Here is a 22,913-nt window from a genome sequence, read left to right as displayed (position 1 = left end):
TCATGAACGCAGCACATCGATCCCCGGCGAGCGCCGGCGCGCAGTTCCGCACGGCAGTTGCCGAAGGGCAACCGTTGCAGGTAGTCGGCACCATCACCGCTTATGCGGCGAAGATGGCCGAAGCGGTCGGCTTCAAGGCTGTGTATCTGTCGGGTGGCGGCGTGGCCGCGAATTCGCTCGGCGTGCCCGATCTCGGCATCAGCACAATGGACGACGTCCTGACCGACGCGCGCCGCATCACCGATGCGACCAACCTGCCGCTGCTGGTCGACATCGACACCGGCTGGGGCGGCGCCTTCAACATCGCGCGCACGGTCCGCTCGTTCATCAAGGCAGGCGTTGCCGCCGTGCATCTCGAGGATCAGGTCGGACAGAAGCGCTGCGGCCACCGGCCGGGCAAGGAATGCGTGCCGACCGCTGAAATGGTCGACCGCGTGAAGGCCGCCGTCGATGCGCGCACCGACGATCATTTCGTGATCATGGCCCGCACGGACGCCGCCGACGCCGAAGGCATCGACGCCGCGATCGAGCGCGCCATCGCGTATGTCGAGGCCGGCGCCGACATGATTTTCCCGGAAGCGATGCGCACGCTCGACGACTACCGCCGTTTCAAGGCCGCTGTAAAAGTGCCGATCCTCGCCAACCTGACGGAGTTCGGTTCGACACCGTTCTTCACGACAACCGAGTTGCGCGAAGCGAACGTCGATATCGCGCTGTACTGCTGTGGCGCCTACCGCGCGATGAACGCCGCAGCGCTGAACTTCTACGAGACGGTGATGCGCGACGGCACACAGAAAGCAGCCGTCGATACGATGCAGTCACGTGCCGATCTCTATCGCTACCTCGGCTATCACGCGTACGAGGACAAACTCGACGCGCTGTTTGCCGCACAAAAGTAACCGCCACTGTAACGAACACAGCCGGAGAAACACGATGAGCGAAGCAGACAACAGCACCCCGAACGCAGGTGCGTTCAAACCGAAAAAGTCCGTCGCCCTGTCGGGCGTGACAGCAGGAAACACGGCTCTGTGCACGGTTGGCCGCACGGGCAACGACCTGCACTACCGCGGCTACGACATTCTCGATATCGCCGGTGCGTGCGAATTCGAAGAGATCGCTTATCTGCTCGTGCACGAGAAGCTGCCGAACACCGCCGAACTCGCCGCCTACAAGACGAAGCTCAAGGCGCTGCGCGGCCTGCCAGCGAACCTGAAGGCCGCGCTCGAATGGATTCCCGCCTCCGCCCACCCGATGGACGTGATGCGCACCGGCGCATCGGTGCTCGGCACGGTACTGCCGGAGAAGGACGACCACAATCTGCCCGGCGCGCGCGATATCGCCGACCGCCTGATGGCCTCGTTCGGCTCGATGCTGCTCTACTGGTATCACTACTCGCATAACGGTAAGCGCATCGAGGTCGAGACCGACGACGATTCGATCGGCGGTCATTTCCTGCATCTGCTGCACGGCGTTGCGCCGTCGAAGTCGTGGGTCGATGCAATGCATGTGTCGCTGAACCTGTACGCCGAGCATGAATTCAACGCGTCGACCTTCACCGGCCGCGTGATCGCCGGCACGGGTTCGGATCTGTACTCGGCGATTACCGGTGCGATCGGTGCGCTGCGCGGTCCGAAGCACGGCGGCGCAAACGAAGTCGCCTTCGAGATCCAGTCGCGCTACACAGGCCCAGATGATGCAGAAGCCGACATCCGCAAGCGCGTCGAGAACAAGGAAGTCGTGATCGGCTTCGGCCACCCGGTGTACACGATCTCCGATCCGCGCAACAAGGTGATCAAGGAAGTGGCACGCAAGCTCTCGAAGGAAGCGTCGAACCTGAAGCTGTTCGATATCGCGGAACGGCTGGAGAGCGTGATGTGGGACGTCAAGAAGATGTTCCCGAATCTCGACTGGTTCAGCGCCGTGTCGTACCACATGATGGGTGTGCCGACAGCGATGTTCACGCCGCTGTTCGTGATCGCGCGCACGGCTGGCTGGAGCGCGCACATCATCGAGCAGCGCATCGACAACAAGATCATCCGGCCGAGCGCGAATTACACTGGCCCGGAGAACCTGAAATTCGTGCCGCGCGCGAAACGTTGATGTGAAGCGCTGATGTGAAGCGCTGATCGGGAAAGGGGGATAATTGCCGCTGACGTCCTGCGATGTCCGGCAAGACGCCCCCATGCAGAGCACCACATTCTTATATTCCCCACGGTATGAACACTGCAAACCGCAAACCCCTGCCAGGCGCGAAGCTGGACTTCTTCGACACGCGCGCCGCGGTCGAGGCGCTCCAGCCGGGCGCGTACGACACGCTGCCGTACACCTCGCGCGTGCTCGCCGAGAATCTCGTGCGCCGTTGCGACCCGGCATCGCTCGATGCCTCGCTCAGGCAGATCATCGAACGCAAGCGCGACCTCGACTTCCCGTGGTTTCCGGCGCGCGTGGTCTGCCACGACATTCTCGGCCAGACCGCGCTCGTCGACCTCGCCGGTCTGCGCGATGCGATCGCCGCACAAGGCGGCGATCCGGCGCGGGTCAACCCGGTCGTGCCGACACAACTGGTGGTGGACCATTCGCTTGCGGTGGAATGTGGTGGCTTCGATCCCGACGCGTTCGACAAGAACCGCGCCATCGAAGACCGGCGCAACGAAGACCGCTTCGACTTCATCAACTGGACCAAGAAGGCGTTCAAGAACGTCGACGTGATTCCGCCCGGCAACGGCATCCTGCACCAGATCAACCTAGAGCGGATGAGCCCGGTCGTGCAGGTGAAAGACGGTGTCGCGTTTCCCGATACGCTGGTCGGCACCGATTCGCATACGCCGATGGTCGATGCGCTCGGCGTGATCGCCATCGGTGTGGGCGGGCTCGAAGCCGAAAGCGTGATGCTGGGGCGTGCCTCGTATATGCGGCTGCCGGATATCGTTGGCGTGGAACTCACCGGCAAACCTGGCCCGGGGATCACGGCGACCGACACCGTGTTGTCGCTGACCGAATTCCTGCGCAAAGAAAAAGTGGTTGGCGCGTATCTCGAGTTTTATGGCGAAGGCACCGCGAACCTCACGCTCGGCGACCGCGCCACGATCGCCAACATGGCACCTGAATTCGGTGCGACGGCCGCGATGTTCTACATCGACGAGCAGACTATCAAGTACCTCAAGCTCACGGGCCGCGACGACGAACTCGTCAAACTCGTCGAAACGTACGCGAAGGAAACCGGTCTGTGGGCCGACAGCCTGAAGACTGCGCAATACGAGCGCGTGCTGAAGTTCGATCTCTCGACTGTGGTTCGTACGCTCGCCGGTCCGTCGAATCCGCATCGCCGGTTGCCGGTGTCGGAGCTGGCCGCGCGCGGGATCAGCGGCAAGATCGAGAACGAGCCGGGGCTGATGCCCGACGGCGCCGTGATCATTGCCGCGATCACGAGCTGCACGAACACCAACAATCCGCGCAACATGATTGCTGCGGCGCTGCTCGCGCGCAATGCCAATCGACATGGCCTGACGCGCAAGCCGTGGGTCAAGAGTTCGCTGGCGCCGGGCTCGAAAGCGGTCACGCTTTACCTGGAAGAAGCGAAGCTGCTGCCGGAACTGGAGCAGCTCGGCTTCGGCGTGGTCGCTTATGCGTGCACGTCGTGCAACGGCATGTCCGGTGCGCTGGACCCGGTGATCCAGAAGGAAATCGTCGAGCGCGATCTGTATGCGACCGCGGTACTGTCCGGCAACCGCAACTTCGACGGCCGGATTCATCCGTATGCGAAGCAGGCTTTCCTCGCCTCGCCGCCGCTGGTGGTCGCGTATGCGATTGCCGGCACGATCCGCTTCGACATCGAGAAGGATGTGCTCGGCACCGACGCCGCCGGCAATCCGGTGATGCTCAAGGACATCTGGCCATCCGACGAAGAGATCGACACGATCGTTGCTTCGAGCGTGAAGCCGGAACAGTTCCGCAAGGTGTACGAGCCGATGTTTGCCGTCACCGCCGACACCGGCGAGCGCGCCGATCCGCTGTACGACTGGCGCCCGATGAGTACTTACATCCGCCGCCCGCCGTATTGGGAAGGCGCGCTGGCCAGCGAGCGCACGCTCGCGGGCATGCGTGCGCTCGCCGTACTCGGGGACAACATCACCACCGACCACCTGTCGCCGTCCAACGCGATCCTGCCCGACAGCGCATCGGGCGAGTATCTGGCGAAAATGGGCTTGCCCGAAGAGGATTTCAACTCGTATGCAACCCACCGCGGCGATCACCTGACCGCGCAGCGCGCCACCTTCGCCAACCCCACGTTGAAGAACGAGATGGTGCTCGAAGACGGCAAGGTGAAAGCCGGTTCGCTTGCCCGCATCGAACCTGAAGGCAAGGTCACGCGCATGTGGGAAGCGATCGAAACCTACATGGAACGCAAGCAGCCGCTGATCGTGATTGCCGGGGCCGACTACGGCCAGGGCTCGTCGCGCGACTGGGCCGCTAAAGGCGTACGTCTCGCCGGTGCCGAAGCGATCGTCGCCGAAGGGTTCGAACGCATTCACCGGACCAATCTGGTGGGGATGGGTGTATTGCCGCTCGAGTTCAAACCGGGCGTGAACCGTCTGACGCTCGGCATCGACGGCACCGAAACCTTCGATGTGACCGGCGAGCGCAAACCGCGCACCGACCTCACGCTTGTTATCCACCGCAAGAACGGCGAGCGCGTCGAAGTGCCGGTAACCTGCCGTCTCGACACCGCGGAAGAAGTGTCGATCTACGAAGCAGGCGGCGTGCTGCAGCGCTTTGCGCAGGACTTTCTTGAGTCGTCGAAAGCAGCGGCTTGATGGACAGAAACAACGACGCACAGCAGTGTTGTGTTGTGCGCCGAGCTTGATACGCGGGCGATGCAGTGATGGTCCGCCCGCGTCTTAACAGGACAAAACTACGCCATGGCACACGTACCGCAGATCAAGATTCCCGCCACCTACATGCGTGGCGGCACCAGCAAAGGCGTGTTCTTCCGTCTGCAGGATTTGCCCGAAGCCGCGCAGGTACCCGGCGCGGCTCGCGATGCCTTGCTACTGCGGGTGATCGGTAGTCCGGACCCGTACGGCAAACAGATCGACGGCATGGGGGGGGCGACGTCGAGCACGAGCAAGACCGTCATCATCTCGAAGAGCAGCAAGCCCGATCACGACGTCGACTATCTGTTCGGCCAGGTATCCATCGATAAGGCGTTTGTGGACTGGAGCGGCAATTGCGGCAATCTGTCAGCCGCGGTGGGGCCGTTTGCCATCAGCGCCGGGCTCGTCGATCCGGGCCGTATTCCGCACAACGGTGTGGCCGTCGTGAGGATCTGGCAAGCGAATATCGGCAAGACCATCATCGGTCACGTGCCCATCACCGATGGCGCGGTGCAGGAAACCGGCAGCTTCGAACTGGACGGTGTGACCTTCACCGCCGCCGAAGTACAACTCGAGTTCCTCGATCCCGCCGCCGAAGAAGAAGGCGTGGGCGGTGCGATGTTCCCTACCGGCAATCTGATCGACGATCTCGATGTGCCGGGCGTCGGCACGTTGAAGGCCACCATGATCAACGCGGGCATTCCGACGATTTTCGTCGACGCTGAGGCGATTGGTTATAAGGGCACCGAGTTGCAGGACGCGATCAATAGCGACGACAAGGCGCTGGCGAAGTTCGAGACGATCCGCGCGCACGGTGCGGTGCGCATGGGGCTGATCAAGCATATCGATGAAATCGCGACGCGGCAGCACACGCCGAAAGTCGCGTTCGTCGCGCGACCTGCCGGGTATGTGGCCTCCAGCGGCAAACAGGTTGCTGCTACGGATGTCGATTTGCTGGTGCGCGCGATGTCGATGGGCAAGCTGCATCACGCGATGATGGGCACCGCTGCCGTCGCCATCGGCACCGCGGCCGCGATTCCGGGCACGCTCGTGAATCTCGCCGCTGGTGGCGGCGAACGCCAGGCGGTGCGCTTTGGTCATCCGTCGGGCACGCTGCGCGTCGGTGCCGAGGCCAGCCAGGTAGACGGCGAATGGGTCGTGAAGAAAGCCATCATGAGCCGCAGTGCGCGCGTGTTGATGGAAGGCTGGGTGCGGGTTCCCGGCGATACGTTTTAAGATCCACGCACGCGACAAAGCACTAGCCCCGGCGACTCAAACGCCGGGGCTAGTGCTTTATGTGAAGCTGAAATCGAGTGAAGACGCCGGCAGTTTGCACGGAAGCCAGCGTTGCTTCATTTCACGCGAACAAACTCAACCTTGCTTACCCGGCAGATACGGCATCGGATCGACCGGCTTGCCGTCGCGCCGCACTTCGAACAACAACGCAACACGCGAATTGTTTTCGTCGCCCATCTCCGCGATCTGCTGCCCTTGCTGCACGAAATCGCCGGTCTTCACGAGCAGCTTGCGGTTGTGCGAGTAAGCCGTCAGAAAATCCTTGTTGTGCTGGACGATGATCAGGCTGCCGTATTCGTTGAGCCCGGTGCCGGCATACATGACCTTGCCGCTCGCGGCCGCACGTATTGGATCGCCCGGCTTGCCGCTGATCTCGATGCCACGCGTTTCACCAGGCTGGAACGACTCGACGACCTTGCCCTGCGCAGGCCATGCCAATGCGACACGGCTCGCGTGACGGGCAGTCTGTGCCATCACCTGACGTTTGACTGCGGGATCGGGGGCGGCGGAGGTATCCGTCGTCGCATCCGTTGCATTGGCGCTCGAGGCGCTCGATGTGCTCGACGCACTTGCGGCTGCCGCATTCGAGGCGCTCGACGCGTTCACAGGCTTCGCCGTTTGCGAAGAAGCATCGGTGCTCCCCGCATCGGGCGGCGAAAGACGCAAGGTCTGCCCGGCCTTCAGACGACCCGCGCGCTTCAGGCCGTTCCACGTCTGCAGATCGGCCACGCTGCAATTGTGATCCTGCGCAATGCGGCTCAACGTATCGCCGCGCTGGACCTCGTAGAACTGCGCCGGCGCCGGCGTAGCTGCCGGCTGGCTGGCCGCCCCCGTCGGCACCTCGGTGCCGGACGCAACTGCCGTAGACGCCGACGCGACAGGCGCTGCGCCGATGGTCTGCGGGTTCTGCTGTGCAACGTTCGTACACCCACTCACTACGATCGCGAGCCCAAGGCTCACGAGACCGATCTTCGTGATGTCGAAACGACTTCCCAACATGTTCGACTCCTGCTCGATTTGCCGGGACCGATGCTTCCGACAGACGCGCTACCACGCGACTGTCGCAACCGGTCCCGATCATGCATCCAGCCGGCTTCAGCACGCAAAAGCGCACAAAGCCCCTCGTTCGTCTCTAAACGGGGTCGGACTGGCATTCAACCTTCAGGGCGCCATTGTAAAATGCGCGTCACAAAAATCTGCGCCGGAAACACAAACTGATACAAATGAAATGTTTAGGTCTCGCGCTCAGTGCGGACGTGGACGCGGGCACATCGCCAGTTTCCTGACGACGGCCCGGCGAGCGGACTAAATGAGGGAGAAAGCGTACGAAACAGGTCAGCTGTAGTACTGCCCCTGATACAGCACATAACCCACCGGATGATGCGTGAAGTGCAGCACGGCCAGCACGGGGTTGTCGTTGTCTTCGGTGGGATAGGCGCTGGCTTCGGCGATGTACTCGCCCTGCGCCTCGATGGGCTGGCCTGCCTGCAGGCCAGGAATTTCATGAGCCAGCCCTTCGCTGTCGCCGAAACGCACCGCGAGGAAGACTTCGGTGCCGACGAGATTCTGGGTACCGCCGTCGAACTTCACCACCTTGTCGATCGTTACGATGAACTGCTGATGGTTCGCGCCATGGTGATTCTCGGGGCTCGCGAACACGCGACTGATAGTGCCTTGAATACACGCGAGCGGTGCAGCAAGCGACGGGGCAAAGCGATGATGCGGAAGGATCTGGTTCGCGCGATTGGTCATGAACTTCGTTCTCCGGGGAAAGGAACGCAGCGGATCTGCATGCCGATAGTACGGTGATGCGGGTAGTACGACCACGCGGCGGCCAGATCGATCCCTATCCGATGTACATTCAATGCGCACTGCCCTCGCTATCCAGGTGCGACAGATGCACTTCGTTATAGCGCGCGCCGGCCACTGCTTGCGGCGGAATGGCTGCTTCGATCCGCGCCAGCTCTTGCGCATCGAGTTGCAGGTTCGCGGCGGCAAGCGCATCGGTCAACTGGGTCCGGCGGCGCGCACCGACCAGCGGCACGATATCGTCGCCGCGCGACAGCGCCCACGCGATCGCAAGTTGCGCCGGATTGCTTTGGCGCGTTTCCGCGATAGCGCGCAACGTCTCCACCAGCGCGAGATTGCGGTCGAGATTTTCGCCCTGAAAACGCGGGCTCACGCTACGGAAATCGCGCTGCTCTCCACGAGCCTTCGACCACTGTCCGCCGAGCAGCCCACGCGACAGCACACCGTAAGCCGTCACACCAATGCCGAGTTCGCGGCAGGTCGGCAGGATGTCCGCTTCGATGCCGCGCGACATCAACGAGTATTCGATCTGCAGATCGCCGATCGGTGCGACGGCCTGGGCACGCCGCAGCGTCGCCGCCCCGACTTCCGACAGACCGATCTGCCGCACGTAGCCCTCTTTGACCAGATCGGCGATAGCGCCGACAGTGTCCTCGATCGGCACCGACGGATCGAGCCGCGCCGGCCGATAGACATCGACGTAATCGGTGCCGAGACGGCGCAGCGTGTAAGCGAGGAAGTTGCGAATCGCTACCGGTCGCGTGTCGTTGCCGGCCCATCCGTTGGACGGATCGCGCAGCGCGCCGAACTTCACGCTAACCTGCACGTTCTCGCGCTGCCGCCCCCGCAACGCATCGCGAATCAGCATTTCGTTGTCGCCCATGCCGTAGAAATCGCCGGTATCGAGCAAGGTAATGCCGGCATCGAGCGCGGCGTGTATCGTTGCGATGCTTTCTTCGCGATCGGCGGGACCGTAGAAATCGGACATGCCCATGCAGCCGAGACCGATGGCTGAAACGTGCGGACCCTGGCGGCCGAGTTGACGGGTGTTCATGGTGTTAGCTCCAGAATGTTTTCGAACGGGCGCACATCCGGACCGATAATGCGGTTCGCGCGGAACGGCCCATGTGCATGAACGCTATTCTGCGTACGCGGCGTCAATCGATAAATGCGCGGTGTTCGATCAGTCTGTTCGACGGGCGTTAACAGTCGCGGTGCTTCAGGTCCACTACGTCCGTTATGCTCTTGCCCCGCCCACCCGAGCTCATGGAGTCATGCTCATGGATCACCTGCAGGCGATGCGAGTCTTCGCGCGAGTCGCGCAGCTCGGCAGTTTCTCGAAAGCCGCGGAACAGTTGCAGTTGCCGCGACCGACAGTCAGCAACGCGATCCAGTATCTGGAGGCGCATCTGCGCGTGCGGCTACTACACCGTACGACGCGACGCGTCGCGCTAACACCCGAAGGCGCGGCCTATCACTCGCGCTGCATCCAGGTACTCGCCGATCTCGACGACGCCGAGTCGCTGTTCGCCGATGCGGCCGCCAGTCCACGCGGCTCGGTACGCGTCGATCTGCCCGAGCGGCTTGCGTTGCAAACCGTGATTCCCGCTCTACCCGACTTCCTGGCGCGATACCCGGATATTCACGTCGTACTCAGCGCAACGGACCGCATGATCGATCTGATTGCGGATGGCGTCGACTGTGCAGTGCGGGTGGGCGAACTGCGCGACACGACACTCGTCGCGCGCCGACTCGGTGCGTTCGAGCAGATCAACTGCGCGTCGCGCGGCTATATCGAACGCTACGGTTTGCCGCGTACACCCGACGATCTCGCCGATCATCAGGCGGTCGGCTTCTTTTCGAGCCGCACCGGCCGGGATCTTGTCTGGGAGTATGAGGAAGACGGGCAGGCACGCAGCCTTGCAATGCGCAGCGCGGTTTCGGTCAACAGCGCGCATGCTTATCTGGCTTGCTGCGTGGCTGGCCTCGGGTTGATTCAGGCACCGCGTGCCGGAATGGAAACGCTGCTGCAAAGCGGCGAACTGATCGAGGTGCTGCCGCAATGGAAAGCACCGCCGTTACCGCTTTCGGTGGTGTTTCCGCATGGGAAGCATCTTGCGCCGCGGGTGCGGATTTTCGTCGATTGGGTCGCGAAGTTGCTTGGGGAACCTGATACTGCGCGCGCGGTGCGGCCGAGAAAAGCGCGTGCTGCGCGCGTATAAGAAAACCCGGCTCGCCGGATCAGGTCGCCGGGTCAAACTTGACGCGGCGCCACAGCGCCGCGCCATCCCGCCTGAACCTCAAAACTTATGCCGGATCCCCGCGCGCACCGCGAACTGGTTCGCCGCCGACGAAACCCCACCCGCGCCCGGAATATAGGCGTTGTCCAACACAGTCCCGGTCTTGTCGCCGCCAACCTTCTGATACGCGCTCTGCACGTAGAAATCGGTGCGCTTCGACAGGTTGTAGTCCGCCATCAGGCCAAGCGTGTGGAACTTCGGTTTAAGGTTGCCCGTCGATGCCTCGTAATTCACGAGCGTATAGACATACTGCGCACCAACGAAGAACGTCGGCGTGACCTGATACTTGCCGTTCACTTCGAAGTTCTGGAATTTCAGTGCACTCAGCGTGCCGCCCGCGCCGACCAGCGGCAAGAAGTTACCCGATGCATCGGTCAGGTAAACCGTGCCCGCCGGATTCTTTACGTTCGTGTTGGTGTAGACCAGGCCAACCGTCGCCGAGCCAAACGTGTACTTGGCGCCGCCGCCAAAAACACGCAGAAGGTCAGACGTGAAGTTCGCATCGTTGGCCGCGATCGCACCATCGCTGCCCACACCCGGATTGTTCGCTTGCAGATAGGCCGCCGCGAGCAGCAGCGGTCCGCGCGTATATTGCGTGCCGATGCTGTACTGGCGATTGTTCGCGAAGTTCGTGCCGTTGCTGAAGCTGTACGTACCGCCGAACTGCAAGCCGGAAATATTCTGACTCGCGTACTTCACCGTGTTGTTCACACGAAACGAGTTGTCGGTGTTGTCGTTATCGAGCGGATGCGACAGCAGGAAACCGCCCCAGTTGCCGTTCGCCGTCATTTGCGCGAGATAGTCGACGAGCGAATCGTACTGACGGCCGAGCATGACGGTACCGTACCGATCGTCCGCGAGGCCAATGAACGCCTGCCGCCCAAACATCCGGCCACCCTGCATCAGCTTGCCGGTGTTCAATTCGAACCCGTTCTCGAGCGTAAAGACCGCCTTCAGGCCGCCGCCGAGATCTTCGCTACCCCTCAGCCCCCAACGGCTACCCTGTGCGTAGCCGCTCTGCATCTGATAGGACGCCTGGCCCTTGGTGTTTGTGTTGTTCGTGTAGACGAAGCCCTCATCGATCAACCCAAACAGCGTGACGCTGCTCTGTGCGAAAACGGGCGCGGCAAAAGCGGCGGATGCCGCCAGCGCGATAACCTGCTTTTTCATTGCTATCTCCAAACTCTACGGACAACTTATTTTTTGAGACGGCCCGTCGTTTCAGGTCGCGCCATCCAGTGATGTCGGCGGCTGTGCCCGCGCGACGAACGCAATCCTTACATAATGTAATATTCCCGTCTATTGGCGATTCATGCTCAATGGCCGAAGCGTTGTGAAAGGCCCACGGCGGGTGCGTCAATCAGCGGCATTGACGTGATCGAGCGCAGGCGCACGCGTGCGATATCTGGATGGAAAGTTGCGCGAAGTCCGCTCGATGGTGTGCGTCATACGTCCGGGTAATTCGACGAAATATTCCGAACGGCTATCTGCCGGCGCGTGGTGGAACTCGTGAACCAGGGTCGTGTCAGTTTCTACGACGCTGCCGTCGCGCGTTTGTTTTCACGATACGGCGGCACCGGACGATGCACGAGACTCCGCCTGCTCGCAGCGTTGCGTGTATCGTCCGCCTTCCCAATTCAGGTTCATGCCGACGCGTCCCCCAGGTTTTGCGCGCCGCTGCTACGAACCGCTTTTGTCAACGCGCATGCAAACGTCGTCTTCCCGTCTGATCGAGCTGGATTTTTTTCGTGGACTCGTACTGCTGGTCATCGTGGTCGACCATATAGGCGGCAGCATTCTGTCGCGCTTCACGCTGCATGCGTATGCGCTGTGCGATGCGGCTGAAGTGTTCGTGTTCCTCGGTGGTTTCGCAACGGCGACCGCTTATGCCGCACTCGCCGAACGACGCAACGAGGCCATCGCGCGGCAGCGTTTCCTGCGGCGCGCGCTCGAAATCTATCGTGCGTTTCTGATCACCGCGGCCCTGATGCTGCTGGTCAGCGCGGTACTGGTTGCGCTCAGCATCGACGCGCCGAACATGACCACCGACGACCTCAACGAGTTCATCTCCGCACCGCTCGCCGGGCTGCGCGACATCGTGCTGTTCAGACGCCAGCCGTATCTCGCATCGGTACTGCCGATGTACACCTTCTTCGCGCTGACCGCGCCCGCCATCCTGCCGCTCGCACGCCGCAAGCCCTGGCTGCTGCTCGCGGGCAGCGTCGCGCTGTGGGCCGTGGCGCGACCGCTGCAAGGCTATCTGCCAGCCGTCGAAGACGCGCACTGGGACTTCAATCCGTTTGCCTGGCAGCTGCTGTTCGTGCTGGGTGCGCTCGCGCGCTATCAACCCGTGTACCAGCGGGTTGCCGCGCATCGATTTGGTTGGCTCGTGAGCCTCGCGGCGCTCGCCATCGTGATCGCGGCGGCGTACTACAAGATATTTATCGAAAGCTCGCTGCCTGATGGCAGCCTCAAGCAGAACCTGTCGTGGTTACGGGTGGGGAATTTTCTGGCGATCGCGTGGCTCGTCGCGAACCTGATCCGCATGGGCATCGCGAAGAAGCTCGCGCAGTGGTTGCCGTGGGTCGGCCTGGTCGGGCGTAAGGGGCTGCTGTGTTTTATCGCGGGCGCGGTGATTTCGCTCGTCGTCGACTCGCTGTTGTATACCGTCACCGACGGTTATCTGAACATACCGCTCGGGCTGCTGGCCGATGCCATCGCGGTCAGCGCGCTGCTACTCGTGGCAAAGGCCTCGGTGCCGCTCGGCCGCGTGCTGGCGCCGCGCGTGCGCATCCCCGCCTGACGGCGGGGTTCGCGCAACGCTGAGCGACGATGCACGACGACACGCGTCGTCTACTGCACCCAGTCCTTCCACAGCACGACGAGTACTGTCATCAGCGCCGGGCCGATGAAAAGCCCGAGCAGACCGAATGTCTCGGCGCCGCCCAGGATGCCGAACAGCACCAGCAGAAACGGCAGGCGCGTCGAATTGCCGATCAGCACCGGCCGCACGAAGTGCTCGGCGACGAACACGACGACCACGCCGAATGCCGCGACACCGATCGCGCCGGCAACCGCCCCCTGCACGGCAAAGAGCCACAACGCGGCGCCGCCGAATACGATCGGCGCGCAAAACGGCAGCATGGCCGCCACCGCGGTGACGAGCGCGAGCAGCGTCGCATGCGGCACGCCGGCAATGGCATAGGCAACACCGAGCAGCGCTCCTTCGCCGAGCCCGACCACCACGAGCCCCGTCACGGTACCGCGCACCGCACCGGCCATGCGCTGGAGGATCTGCGCGCCATCGGCGCCAAACGCCCGGCGCGCGCCCTTCAGCAACGCCCCCGACAGGCGCGGCCCGGCCTGGAAGATCACGAACAGCGTGACCAGCGTGAAGCCGAACACCAGCAAGCCATGCGCGGCGCGCGCGCCAAAATGCCGGCCGAACGTGACCACCGCCTGACCGTGCAACCCTTTCATGGCCGGCGATGCATTCAGCGGCTGCGCGAGATTGGCCTGCCACCAGGCGCTGATCTGCTGCGCGCCGAACGGCAGATGCTCGACGAAGGCAGGTAGCGGCACACCATTTTCCTGGATGGTGCGGGTCCAGACGATCAGGTCGTGCGCCTCGCGCGCCGCCTGGGTGATCCCGAGACCGATGGGCAGCACGACGAGCAGCCCGACGGCTGTCGTGAGCACGATCGAGATTAGCGTCGTGCGCCCTTTGAACAACCGGTGCCCTTCGATTGCCCGCATCGCAGGCCACAGCGCAATCGCGATCACGGCGGCCCAGACCACCGCGGGAATGAAGTTGTGCACGACCCATAACGCGAGCACGACCAGCACGCCGTACAGAATCGCGGACGCGATCTGCTGCATCTGGGCACGACTGGGAGAGTGAGGGTCTTGCGACGACGGACGCTGGATCATGGAGCCTCATACGGGTTGCGGAGCTGGCGACGCCGGTTTGCACAGGCGCGGTACACTGCCGTCCGCCCGCGTAGTCCGGCGAGAGCGCCCATCTTAATGGAAGCGCCGCAGCCAGCCTACACCGCTTCGGCTTGTCTCACCCGTTACAACACTCTGTTGCAAAAATCCGCCCTATCGCAATCATTGTTCCCGCAGAGCCGCGTCCCTTCGTAGGTCGCGGTCCAGCGGGTTCGATTGTTGCTATTTGGAGAACGGTGTTTCAACTGGCGCACAATGGCACTCCGTCACCGGCAGGACTACATTCGGCACACCACACCTACTGGAGCCGATGATGAAGACCACAGAGTCCATCCCCCTGACCGGCGCCAACGGCGTTCGTATCGAGATTCTCGAACGCTCCGACACCACCCTTGTGATCCGTTGGGTCGAACCCGGCCGCTGCCACTATGGCGAGCAACGCTGGCGCCGACGCTCGGCGCACACCTCGGGCACCTGCGCAGTGTCGCGCCGCAAGATCCGTCGCGGCGACGCGGTGTTCCGGCCGGCTGAACGGCCCGCACCGTCCAATGCCGCCGCCATGATCTCCGCTGAGATTCTCTGCGGGCTAACCGCCGAGGCCTGACGCTACGCTTCCCTCACGAGACGACGGATAGCGAAAAGCCATCCCAGCCCTTGCTGCCGACGGTCTGGATCGCGGTCGTCGTCAGATGGGGCGTGGCCGCGGCCAGTGCCAGAAATTCCCGGATACCGGTGACATCGGGATCGTCGTTGTGCGGATCCGCGATGCGTCCATTACGAACCACGTTGTCGCCGACGATCACCGTTCCCGGCCGGGACAGTTGCAGCGCGAGCTTCAGATAGTCGGGGTTGTTCTGCTTGTCCGCGTCGATGAAGACGAGATCGAACGGTTCGGCCGCTTCGGCGATCAGCTTCTGCAAAGTCCGCACCGCGGGCCCCACCACGACCGAGACCACATTCGCCAACCCCGCAGCCGCGATGTTTTTTCTCGCGATCTCCGCGTAGCCGGCATCCGCTTCGAGAGAAATCAGCTGGCCGTCAGCCGGCAACGCGCGACCCAGCCAGATCGTGCTGTAGCCGGCCAGTGTGCCGATCTCGAGAATGCGCCGGGCGCCTTTGATTTTCGCTAGCAGATGGAGAAACTTGCCCTGAGCCGGCGTGACGTTGATGGACGGCAGGCCGGCCTCGGCGCTGTGCCTGAGCGTTGCGTCGAGCACGTCGTCCGAAGGCACGAGTGCTTGCGAGAAATACTCGTCTACCGCATTCCATTGCTGTGGGTTCGTCATGGCATCGTTTCCGCTAGTGATCGAGGCAGACGATGTTATCAGCGCGAGCCCAAGCGACTTATGACGATTTGCGATGTCGTTTCGTGTCCGCCGGTGGAACGCTCCCTGTGAGCGCGAGCCTCTAACAGGCAGCAAACGGGTACAAAAACAAAGGGCCTGCCGCACGAACCGTGCAGGCAGGCCCCATCAGACAGCAGACTCGATATACCGCCGCAGATGCCTTAGTTCACCTTGAGCTGACCACCCCGGCCCAGGCCGCCCTTCACGTCCTGCGCCTTGTAGTTGCGCAACGAGACGACCATCTTGTTCCACGCATCGATGAACGCGGAGACCGTTGCCTTGCCTTCCGGCGTCTTCGAGAAACCGCCCAGACCACCACCGGCGCTGCCACCGAGTGCCCCCAGCGCCGCGCCATAGTTCGTGGCCGTCGAACTGCCTTCGGCCGCCGCAATCTGCACCGCCGAGCGCACGTCGAACAGCGTCAGCGTCACGACCGAAGCCTTCGTCTGAACGCTGCCGGCGATCGCCGCTATCGCCCCCCCCCGGGGATCAGACCGCCCAGCGCACCGACCATCCCGCCAATCGGCGAGTTGCTGATGACGATCGACGGTTCCATATAGTAGTCAGCCGCGACGCGCTGGCCTTTCTGCTGCTTCGAGCCGGCGCGGTATTCGCCGGAGTTGCGCTGCAGGTCCGTAATGCGCGACAGGCGCGAGTCGGTCTTCTGGTTACCGATCGACGTAATGACGAAGCAGTTCGACTCCTGCACCGCGAGACGCAGCAGCGGATCGATGCTGGTCACCTGGGTGGCGCTCCCGAACGGACCGAACCAGTCGGCATTGCGGCCGTCGTCGACGGCGATCGTCCCGAGGGGCGCCGGACAGCGTTGCAGCGAGTCGTCGGCACCGGCGCTCGCGGCACCGCCCGCCGCGCCTGTCACGCCCAGGTTCTGGTTCCCCGTGGTCACCATGCCTCCGCACGCAGTCAGAGACCCGACCAGGGCGATCGCGATGGCGCCCTTGACGCCCGAATATTTCGAAATGAGGTTCATAGATTGATGGTCGTAGTAAGTGATCTCGATGTTCGACTTATCCGTTCTGGCGATCCGAAATAAGCCCCTGATGAGGCAGCCCCCGTAATGGCCGCCTCAAATCTCGCGTCGGTACCGTCCTGAGGTGGGCTCAGTACCAGTACCACGCTGTCTGGCGCCAATAGCCCTGATACGCGTAACCCGAATACCAGTAGCCGTAATACAGCTCGCGCTCTTCTTTTTGTCGTTTGTAGTCGGCCGCATCGGCCAGCTTGTCGGCTCGCGCCTGCACCAGAAGCTTCTTCGACTCCTGGTCGCCGCGGCTCGCGGCGAGCATCAGCCACTTCTCCGCTTCGCGCGGGTCCGGGCCCATCTCTTCGAGACCGAACAGATAGAAACTCCCGAGGGCTTTCTCAGCCTGCAGGTTGCCGGCTTCGCCAGCCTTGCGCATCCAGACGAGCGCCTGATAACTGTCCTGCCGTACGCCGTCGCCGCGGAAATAGCGCAGGCCCAGATCGTAGGCCGCGCGCGGTTCTTTCTCGGCCGCGGCTTTTAGCGCGGCAATACGCGGGTCGGCGTTTTCGTCGGGTGCATTGTTGGCGGCCTCGAACGTCCCTTGATCCTTCGGACGGTCGGAACACCCGTGGTCGTCGCAAATCCTGACGAGATTGTTCTGCGGAGGGTTTTGCACACAGGCGGCCAACACCACCACGGCACACGATGCAAACACGCGATACTTCATTTCTATCCCCGTTTCTTGTTGGAAACGCGCGCCACCATAACGGAGCGCAACATGCAAAAAACAAAATAACCGGCTTCTGATAATTCTGTTAATGCACGACCGGTGCAAACCGGCCTTGAATTCAAATGCGAATCGCCGATGAAATGCCGAACGATCCCCCAGAGTCCCGAATCAACAGGAACCTCTTTCGATAATTCTCATTTCGCGTAATCGCGTTAATTCTCTGGGCGCACATATCCCTGCCATAGACAGCCCGCATTCGCAAAAAGCGATGCGTGACCTGCCTGTCAGCACGTGGTGCTATCTGGCGGAAATATCTGCCTGTCCCGTTCTCGTCAAACCCCTTGTCGATTCATTTTTTTCACCCGCACCGGCAAGCGGCTTATATCGCTTGACGCAGCGGCATTCCCTGCAGATTTCTTGTTAATTCTTCGTGGCGCTCGTTGTCATCATAAAAGTCGACGTCGTGCACTTCGCACTCTTGCCTTGACCTGCATATCGGCACTGCAGGGCGGTGCGATCGTGTCGCAAACGTGACTCTGGTTGCATCTGCCGTCACTTATGTTGGACGAATTGTACAAGAAGAATTTTAATTTTCACCACAGGAAAATGTAGTTGCAAAGAAATCACTCAACCTGCCGGAGCGGCTGATGGCGGTCCGACAAGATGGAATATGACGGGACCGTTACTCCAGGCAAAGAAAATTGATCTGGTTGCACCCGCAACTAGTGCGGAATATCCGCGGGTTGCGCCAATGATGAGATTGACCAGTCAATCCGCCGCGCCTCGTTTGTCCCGGTAGACGCTATATTGCGTTTAATTTAAATACTCATTGCGCCAGGCGGAATATGTCTGGTTGCACCTCGTTTCTTCTGCTTCCTCTTATAGCGAGCGCTCCAGAATCCTGATCCGCGACAGCAATTCGTCGCGATCGACGTAGCAACCCTGCAGATGCCGGGCGCCGCCACGCGGATCGAACGCGGTGCGGGCATGGAGGATCCTGCGGTTATCGAACGCCCACATCTCGCCAGCGGCGAGCCGGCGCTGCACGTGGAACCGTGCATCGCGCGCGAGCCCCAGGAAGCGGCGATAGGCGCGGTATACCGCGGGCATTGTCTGTGCGGTCGCGTCGATCGGTCCGCGCAGAAAGTTCGCGTGCCGCACCTCGCTGACTTCGCCCCGTCCGTCCAGCGCGATCACCGGCGCCGAGCAGCGGTAGTCGCTCGAAGCACTCTTGTTCCAGAACTCGAACGGAACGCTCGTGAGGGTCGCGAAATCGTCGGGCCAGTGTGTGCGCAGCGCATCGGCCAGCGCGAAGCCGTCGACGAACACGTTGTCGCCGCCAGGCGCATCGTTCACGAGGCAGTGCAAAAACTGCAGGCCGGGTTGCAACTCGCGGGTCGGCAGATCGGTATGCGGCGGCAGGTTGATCGACGTGTACGCGTTGCTGTCGGGCACCGCCTTCGATTTCACGTCGAACAGCACACCGAAGTTGCTTTCGCGGATAAACGAAATGCGCAGCGCGATATCGGCGACGCTTCCCGGCTGCGTCGGGACACCGTGCACGAGCGTGAGCCCGGTATCGCGCAACGCAACGAGCCAGGCATGCAGTGCGCGTTCGTCGCGCATGACGTCGCGCCAGTCGAAGACAGCAAGTGTCGACCCACCCGACGCGTCCCAGATCTTTCGCGTATTGCCGCCGTGCCGTTCCGCGCGCGATGCGTCGTCGTACGCGTGCGCGCGCAACCAGCCAGGCGTATAGACGCTTCGATGTCCGTCGGACCATTGCACCTGCATGGCACCCGTGTCGTCAATCGACACGTCGATGGCGACCAGATCGTCCGGCATGTCGGCGATCTCGAAGACCTGCTCGCGCGTCAACGCATGCACGCACTGGTTGCACGCGCAATTGTCGCGCAGCCAGACGAAGTGATACGGCGAGCTGCGCGCATCGCTCCACTGCACGACGATCGCGTCATCGCTCAGCGTCGCGTCGGCAATCGACACGCTCGTTGCAAACGCGCGCCAGTCTTCAACCATCGATCCGGCAACCTGCATCTCATGTCTCCCGAAGAGAATGCCCGATGCCGTGTGGTTCAACCGGCCGGGACGTCGTGAATACTGTCGGTGTGGCCTGCCGCCGTATCGCGTAGAAAGCGGCACACTTCGTCGTGCATGCGCTGCGCGCCCGGGCTCGCATCGAGTGCACGCCAGCAGCCGTGCACGAGCCCTTTACCGAGCCAGAAGCGCCCGTTGCCACCCGCTGCCTGAATACGCTCGACGAACACGCTCGCGTCGTCGCGCAGCGGGTCGTGCTCGACGCCGATCGCCAGCACCGGTGGCAAGCCGTCGAAACGGCCCGCATCGAGCGGCACAGTCCACGCAGGCGGCGACACATCGCCCCAATACAGCCGACGAAACGCATGAACATCGGCAAGCGTGAGCATCGGTGCGTCGGCCTCGGTGTCGCGTGCCGGTAGTTGCGGTTCGAAACCGAGCATCGGATAGACGAGTGCTATTCCTGCGATTGCTGCGATTGCCGCCGCATCATCGACGCCCGCATCGCGCAGGTGCACCGCGACACCTGCTGCGAGATTGCCGCCGGCGCTATCGCCGGCGAGCAGCAGCGATGCCGGCAACGTTCGTTGCCACGAGGCAAACGGCAACCGGCCTTCGAGCGCGGCCCGTGTGACCTCGACGCAGTCGTCGTGTGCGGCGGGGGCGGGATGATCGGGCGCGAGCCGGTAATCGACGGCAATCACACATAGCCCGGTGTCGGCCGTAATACGTGCCGTGATGATCTGATGACTGTCTAGCGAGCCCAGCACGAAGCCGCCGCCGTGGAAGTACAGCACGGTGCCGCGTGCGGGATTAAGCGTGGACTGGTAGAGACGCAGCCGGATCGAATGACCGACGGCAGATTCGAACTCCGCATCTTCAACGGATACGCCCGGCGGTAGCGGTGGAGTTAACGCCAACGCGTAGCGATCGTAGATGGCCCGCTGCTCGGCAACCGGACGCTGTGCCGTGTGTGCGGGATAGACCGCAGCAGCCCGTGCAATGAATGCGGCGATTTCAGGTTCGAGCATGATCGCGGGGGTTCGATGTTATCGATTGTCGAAGCACAGGCGCCGTTTTAACTGCGTCGCGCCGGCGGCAGTCCGATCACACGCCCAGCATATTGCGCCGGCGGCAGCGCGGCTTGCAATGCACCCAATGCCTGCACGCGCTCAGCAACATCCGGATCGAACGCTACCGACCGCGGACCATTCGTATCGACGTGCAACAACATCTGCTCGCTCGCGGCAACTGCTTCGCTGTGCGCATCGGCGTACATCTCCAGGTACAGATGCAGGCGTTTCGCATCGTGCGCGAGCAGCCGCGCGGCGACGCGCACTTTGGCGCCAAGCCTGATCTCATGCAGATAGTTGATATGCGCTTCGAGCGTGTAGATCGAACGGCCCCGCGCGCGGCGCGCCGTATCGTCGAGACCGATATGCTCGATCAGCGCATCGGTCGCGAAGCTGAAGATCAGCATGTAGAACGCGTCGCGCAGATGGCCGTTGTAATCGACCCACTCCGCGCGAACCTCGTCGCGATAGATCTCCAGTCCTGGCATGGGCGGCTTGCTCCTGTCGCGTTGTGGCGGTTGAACTACTTGCTACGGCTACTCGTCGGCATGCAAACCGTGCCGCGCCTTCGCCTCGCGGATCGCCGTCAGCACGCTCGTAATGCAGTCGTCGCGATAGCGTTCGAGCTGCTTGATCGAGCGCGGTCCGACCTGCTCGGCCGTGCCTTCCACCACACGGTCGATCAGTTCGTCGGTGAGTTGCGGTGCGACCAGTTTGGTCCACGGCAATTCGAGCGCCGGTCCGAACTGCTGCATGAAGTGTCGCATCCCCGCATCGCCGCCGGCAAGCGTGTACGTAAGGAAGGTGCCCATGAACGACCAGCGCAGACCGGCGCCGAAGCGGATCGCATCGTCGATCTCGCCGGTCGTCGCGACGCCTTCGTTCACGAGATGCAGCGCTTCGCGCCATAGCGCTTCGAGCAGACGGTCCGCGATAAAGCCCGGTACTTCCTTGCGCACACGCAACGGTCGCATCCCCAGTGAACGGTAAATCTGCTGCGCGGCATCGATCGTCGCGGGCGAGGTACGCTCGCCGCCCAGCACTTCGACAAGCGGCAACAGATACACTGGGTTGAACGGATGCCCGACCACGCAGCGCTCGGGATGCAGCGCTCGCGCATAAAAGTCGGTGGGAAGCAGGCCAGATGTCGACGAAGCGATGATCGCATCGGGTTTCGCTGCCGCGCTGATCTGCCCGTGCAATGCGAGCTTCAGTTCTTCGCGCTCGGGCGCACTTTCCTGAATGAAATCCGCGTCGGCGACACATGCTTCGATGGTCGTGACAAAATGCAGCCGCTCCTGCGAGGCGCCCTCTTTCAACCCTGTGCGCTCCAATGCCGGCCATGCGTTCGCGACGTTGGCACGCAACTGCTGTTCGGCGCCCGGTGCTGGGTCCCATGCCACCACGTCGAGTCCGTTCGCGAGTGCGCGTGCTACCCAGCCGCTGCCGATCACGCCGGCCCCGATTGCTGCAAATGTCCTGATATCGACGATCACTGCCATTGCTGACGATCCCTTGCAAAAAGTGCGTTCACGCAGATTTCTTAAGCAAACTGCTCGGCCGGCCGCCGCTCGAGCAGACGTTCGCCACGCGCCGGCAAACCCAGCTTGCGGCGCCCTTCGGCCGGCGTCAGCGCCCGGCCACCCAGACGCTCGATAATCTCGACCGCTCGCTGCACGAGCGTACCGTTGCTCGCCGGTACGCCGCGGTCGAGCCAGATGTTGTCTTCAAGCCCGACACGCACATGGCCGCCGAGCAGCATCGCCTGCGCGACCATCGGCATCTGCATCCTGCCGATACCAAAGCCGGCCCACTGCGCGCCCGGCGGCAGGTTGTCGGCCATCGCCTTCATCGTCGTGGTATCAGCGGGTGCGCCCCATGGAATGCCGAGGCAGATCTGGAACATCGGCGGCGCATCGAGCAGGCCTTCCTTGAGCAACTGTTTCGCGAACCACAGGTGCCCCGTGTCGAAAATCTCCAGTTCCGGCTTCACGCCGAGTTCCTGGATACGCTTGGCACCGGCGCGCAATTGCGCAGGTGTCGACACATAGATGTAGTCGCCGTCGCCAAAATTGAGCGTGCCGCAATCGAGCGTGCAGATCTCCGGCAAGAGCTCTTCGACGTGCGCGAGTCGCGTCAACCCGCCCACCAGATCCGTACCCGCGCCGAAGCGCATCGGATCTTCGCCGGCACCGATCTCGAGGTCACCGCCCATGCCCGCGGTCAGATTGATGATCACGTCGGTGCCCGACGAGCGGATGCGGTCGACGACTTCGCGGTACAGGTTCGGATCGCGGCTGCCGCGGCCGGTCTGCGGATCGCGCACGTGACAGTGCGCCACGGTAGCGCCGGCCTTCGCGGCTTCGATCGCAGCCTCGGCGATCTGCTTCGGCGTGACGGGGATGGCCGGGTGTTTGCCGACCGTATCGCCGGCGCCGGTCACGGCACAGGTAACGATGACTTCGTGGTTCATGCGGGGTAGTCCTGTCTGTTCATG

The 22,913-nt window shown here is 62.5% G+C and carries 19 protein-coding genes and 1 pseudogene; 7 read left to right on the top strand and 13 right to left on the bottom strand.

What is annotated here, in order from left to right; translation table 11 throughout:
• The first annotated feature begins 2 nt into the window (after window positions 1-2).
• From prpB to prpF, 4 genes are all read left to right on the top strand, one after another.
• The gene (gene prpB / locus FNZ07_RS10645; RefSeq protein WP_091018178.1) at window positions 3-899 is read left to right on the top strand and encodes a methylisocitrate lyase; all 897 of its coding nucleotides are present in this window, start codon (window positions 3-5) and stop codon (window positions 897-899) included.
• 34 nt (window positions 900-933) lie between these two features.
• Window positions 934-2,100, top strand: a complete 1,167-nt coding sequence (gene prpC, locus FNZ07_RS10640; protein ID WP_091018176.1) for a bifunctional 2-methylcitrate synthase/citrate synthase — start codon at window positions 934-936, stop codon at window positions 2,098-2,100.
• A 116-nt stretch (window positions 2,101-2,216) separates the two neighbouring features.
• On the top strand, window positions 2,217-4,814 hold the full coding sequence (gene acnD / locus FNZ07_RS10635; protein ID WP_091018173.1) for a Fe/S-dependent 2-methylisocitrate dehydratase AcnD: 2,598 nt from the start codon (window positions 2,217-2,219) through the stop codon (window positions 4,812-4,814).
• 105 nt (window positions 4,815-4,919) lie between these two features.
• On the top strand, window positions 4,920-6,110 hold the full coding sequence (gene prpF, locus FNZ07_RS10630; RefSeq protein WP_091018170.1) for a 2-methylaconitate cis-trans isomerase PrpF: 1,191 nt from the start codon (window positions 4,920-4,922) through the stop codon (window positions 6,108-6,110).
• 135 nt (window positions 6,111-6,245) lie between these two features.
• Here the strand turns inward: prpF and FNZ07_RS10625 are convergent, their stop codons facing one another.
• From FNZ07_RS10625 to FNZ07_RS10615, 3 genes are all read right to left on the bottom strand, one after another.
• Window positions 6,246-7,169 (bottom strand): peptidoglycan DD-metalloendopeptidase family protein, encoded by a 924-nt coding sequence (locus tag FNZ07_RS10625; RefSeq protein WP_091018167.1) that lies wholly within the window; start codon window positions 7,167-7,169, stop codon window positions 6,246-6,248.
• Between the two features lie 336 nt (window positions 7,170-7,505).
• Window positions 7,506-7,922: a hypothetical protein gene (locus FNZ07_RS10620; RefSeq protein ID WP_091018165.1), complete on the bottom strand. Its 417-nt coding sequence runs from the start codon at window positions 7,920-7,922 to the stop codon at window positions 7,506-7,508.
• 109 nt (window positions 7,923-8,031) lie between these two features.
• The gene (locus tag FNZ07_RS10615) at window positions 8,032-9,033 is read right to left on the bottom strand and encodes an aldo/keto reductase (protein WP_091018163.1); all 1,002 of its coding nucleotides are present in this window, start codon (window positions 9,031-9,033) and stop codon (window positions 8,032-8,034) included.
• Between the two features lie 226 nt (window positions 9,034-9,259).
• Here FNZ07_RS10615 and FNZ07_RS10610 point away from each other — a divergent pair, with 226 nt between their 5' ends.
• Window positions 9,260-10,201, top strand: coding sequence for a LysR family transcriptional regulator (locus FNZ07_RS10610; protein WP_091018161.1), 942 nt, complete (start codon window positions 9,260-9,262; stop codon window positions 10,199-10,201).
• A 78-nt stretch (window positions 10,202-10,279) separates the two neighbouring features.
• On the opposite strand, the gene FNZ07_RS10605 is transcribed toward FNZ07_RS10610, so the two are convergent.
• Complete coding sequence (locus FNZ07_RS10605; protein WP_091018159.1) at window positions 10,280-11,449, bottom strand: porin; 1,170 nt, start codon at window positions 11,447-11,449, stop codon at window positions 10,280-10,282.
• Window positions 11,450-11,984: 535 nt separating this feature from the next.
• Between FNZ07_RS10605 and FNZ07_RS10600 the strand changes: the two genes are divergently transcribed.
• Complete coding sequence (locus FNZ07_RS10600) at window positions 11,985-13,082, top strand: OpgC domain-containing protein (protein WP_091018157.1); 1,098 nt, start codon at window positions 11,985-11,987, stop codon at window positions 13,080-13,082.
• 50 nt (window positions 13,083-13,132) lie between these two features.
• Here FNZ07_RS10600 and FNZ07_RS10595 read toward each other — a convergent pair whose 3' ends face one another.
• Entirely contained in the window at window positions 13,133-14,209 is a 1,077-nt protein-coding gene (locus FNZ07_RS10595) for an AI-2E family transporter (protein ID WP_091018155.1), read from the bottom strand.
• A gap of 331 nt (window positions 14,210-14,540) precedes the next feature.
• On the opposite strand from FNZ07_RS10595, the gene FNZ07_RS10590 reads away from it, so the two are divergent.
• Entirely contained in the window at window positions 14,541-14,831 is a 291-nt protein-coding gene (locus tag FNZ07_RS10590) for a DUF3331 domain-containing protein (protein ID WP_091018153.1), read from the top strand.
• A 13-nt stretch (window positions 14,832-14,844) separates the two neighbouring features.
• Here the strand turns inward: FNZ07_RS10590 and FNZ07_RS10585 are convergent, their stop codons facing one another.
• From FNZ07_RS10585 to FNZ07_RS10550, 8 genes and pseudogenes are all read right to left on the bottom strand, one after another.
• A complete protein-coding gene (locus FNZ07_RS10585; RefSeq protein ID WP_091018151.1) occupies window positions 14,845-15,513 on the bottom strand; it encodes an O-methyltransferase in 669 nt (222 codons plus the stop codon).
• A 221-nt stretch (window positions 15,514-15,734) separates the two neighbouring features.
• Window positions 15,735-16,564: pseudogene (locus FNZ07_RS10580) on the bottom strand (hypothetical protein).
• Window positions 16,565-16,694: 130 nt separating this feature from the next.
• The gene (locus FNZ07_RS10575) at window positions 16,695-17,285 is read right to left on the bottom strand and encodes a tetratricopeptide repeat protein (protein ID WP_091018147.1); all 591 of its coding nucleotides are present in this window, start codon (window positions 17,283-17,285) and stop codon (window positions 16,695-16,697) included.
• An 882-nt stretch (window positions 17,286-18,167) separates the two neighbouring features.
• Window positions 18,168-19,343: a TauD/TfdA family dioxygenase gene (locus FNZ07_RS10570; protein WP_091018146.1), complete on the bottom strand. Its 1,176-nt coding sequence runs from the start codon at window positions 19,341-19,343 to the stop codon at window positions 18,168-18,170.
• Between the two features lie 38 nt (window positions 19,344-19,381).
• Entirely contained in the window at window positions 19,382-20,374 is a 993-nt protein-coding gene (locus FNZ07_RS10565) for an alpha/beta hydrolase (RefSeq protein WP_091018143.1), read from the bottom strand.
• A gap of 47 nt (window positions 20,375-20,421) precedes the next feature.
• Window positions 20,422-20,904: a thioesterase family protein gene (locus FNZ07_RS10560; RefSeq protein WP_091018140.1), complete on the bottom strand. Its 483-nt coding sequence runs from the start codon at window positions 20,902-20,904 to the stop codon at window positions 20,422-20,424.
• Between the two features lie 48 nt (window positions 20,905-20,952).
• Window positions 20,953-21,918, bottom strand: coding sequence for an L-carnitine dehydrogenase (locus FNZ07_RS10555; protein WP_091018138.1), 966 nt, complete (start codon window positions 21,916-21,918; stop codon window positions 20,953-20,955).
• A 41-nt stretch (window positions 21,919-21,959) separates the two neighbouring features.
• Entirely contained in the window at window positions 21,960-22,889 is a 930-nt protein-coding gene (locus FNZ07_RS10550) for a beta-keto acid cleavage family enzyme (RefSeq protein WP_091018136.1), read from the bottom strand.
• Between the last annotated feature and the right edge of the window lie 24 nt (window positions 22,890-22,913).

The organism is Paraburkholderia megapolitana, from assembly GCF_007556815.1.
Taxonomy (GTDB): domain Bacteria; phylum Pseudomonadota; class Gammaproteobacteria; order Burkholderiales; family Burkholderiaceae; genus Paraburkholderia; species Paraburkholderia megapolitana.
Note: the sequence above shows the minus strand (reverse complement) of the source record. Positions and strands in the feature narration are given on the sequence as shown.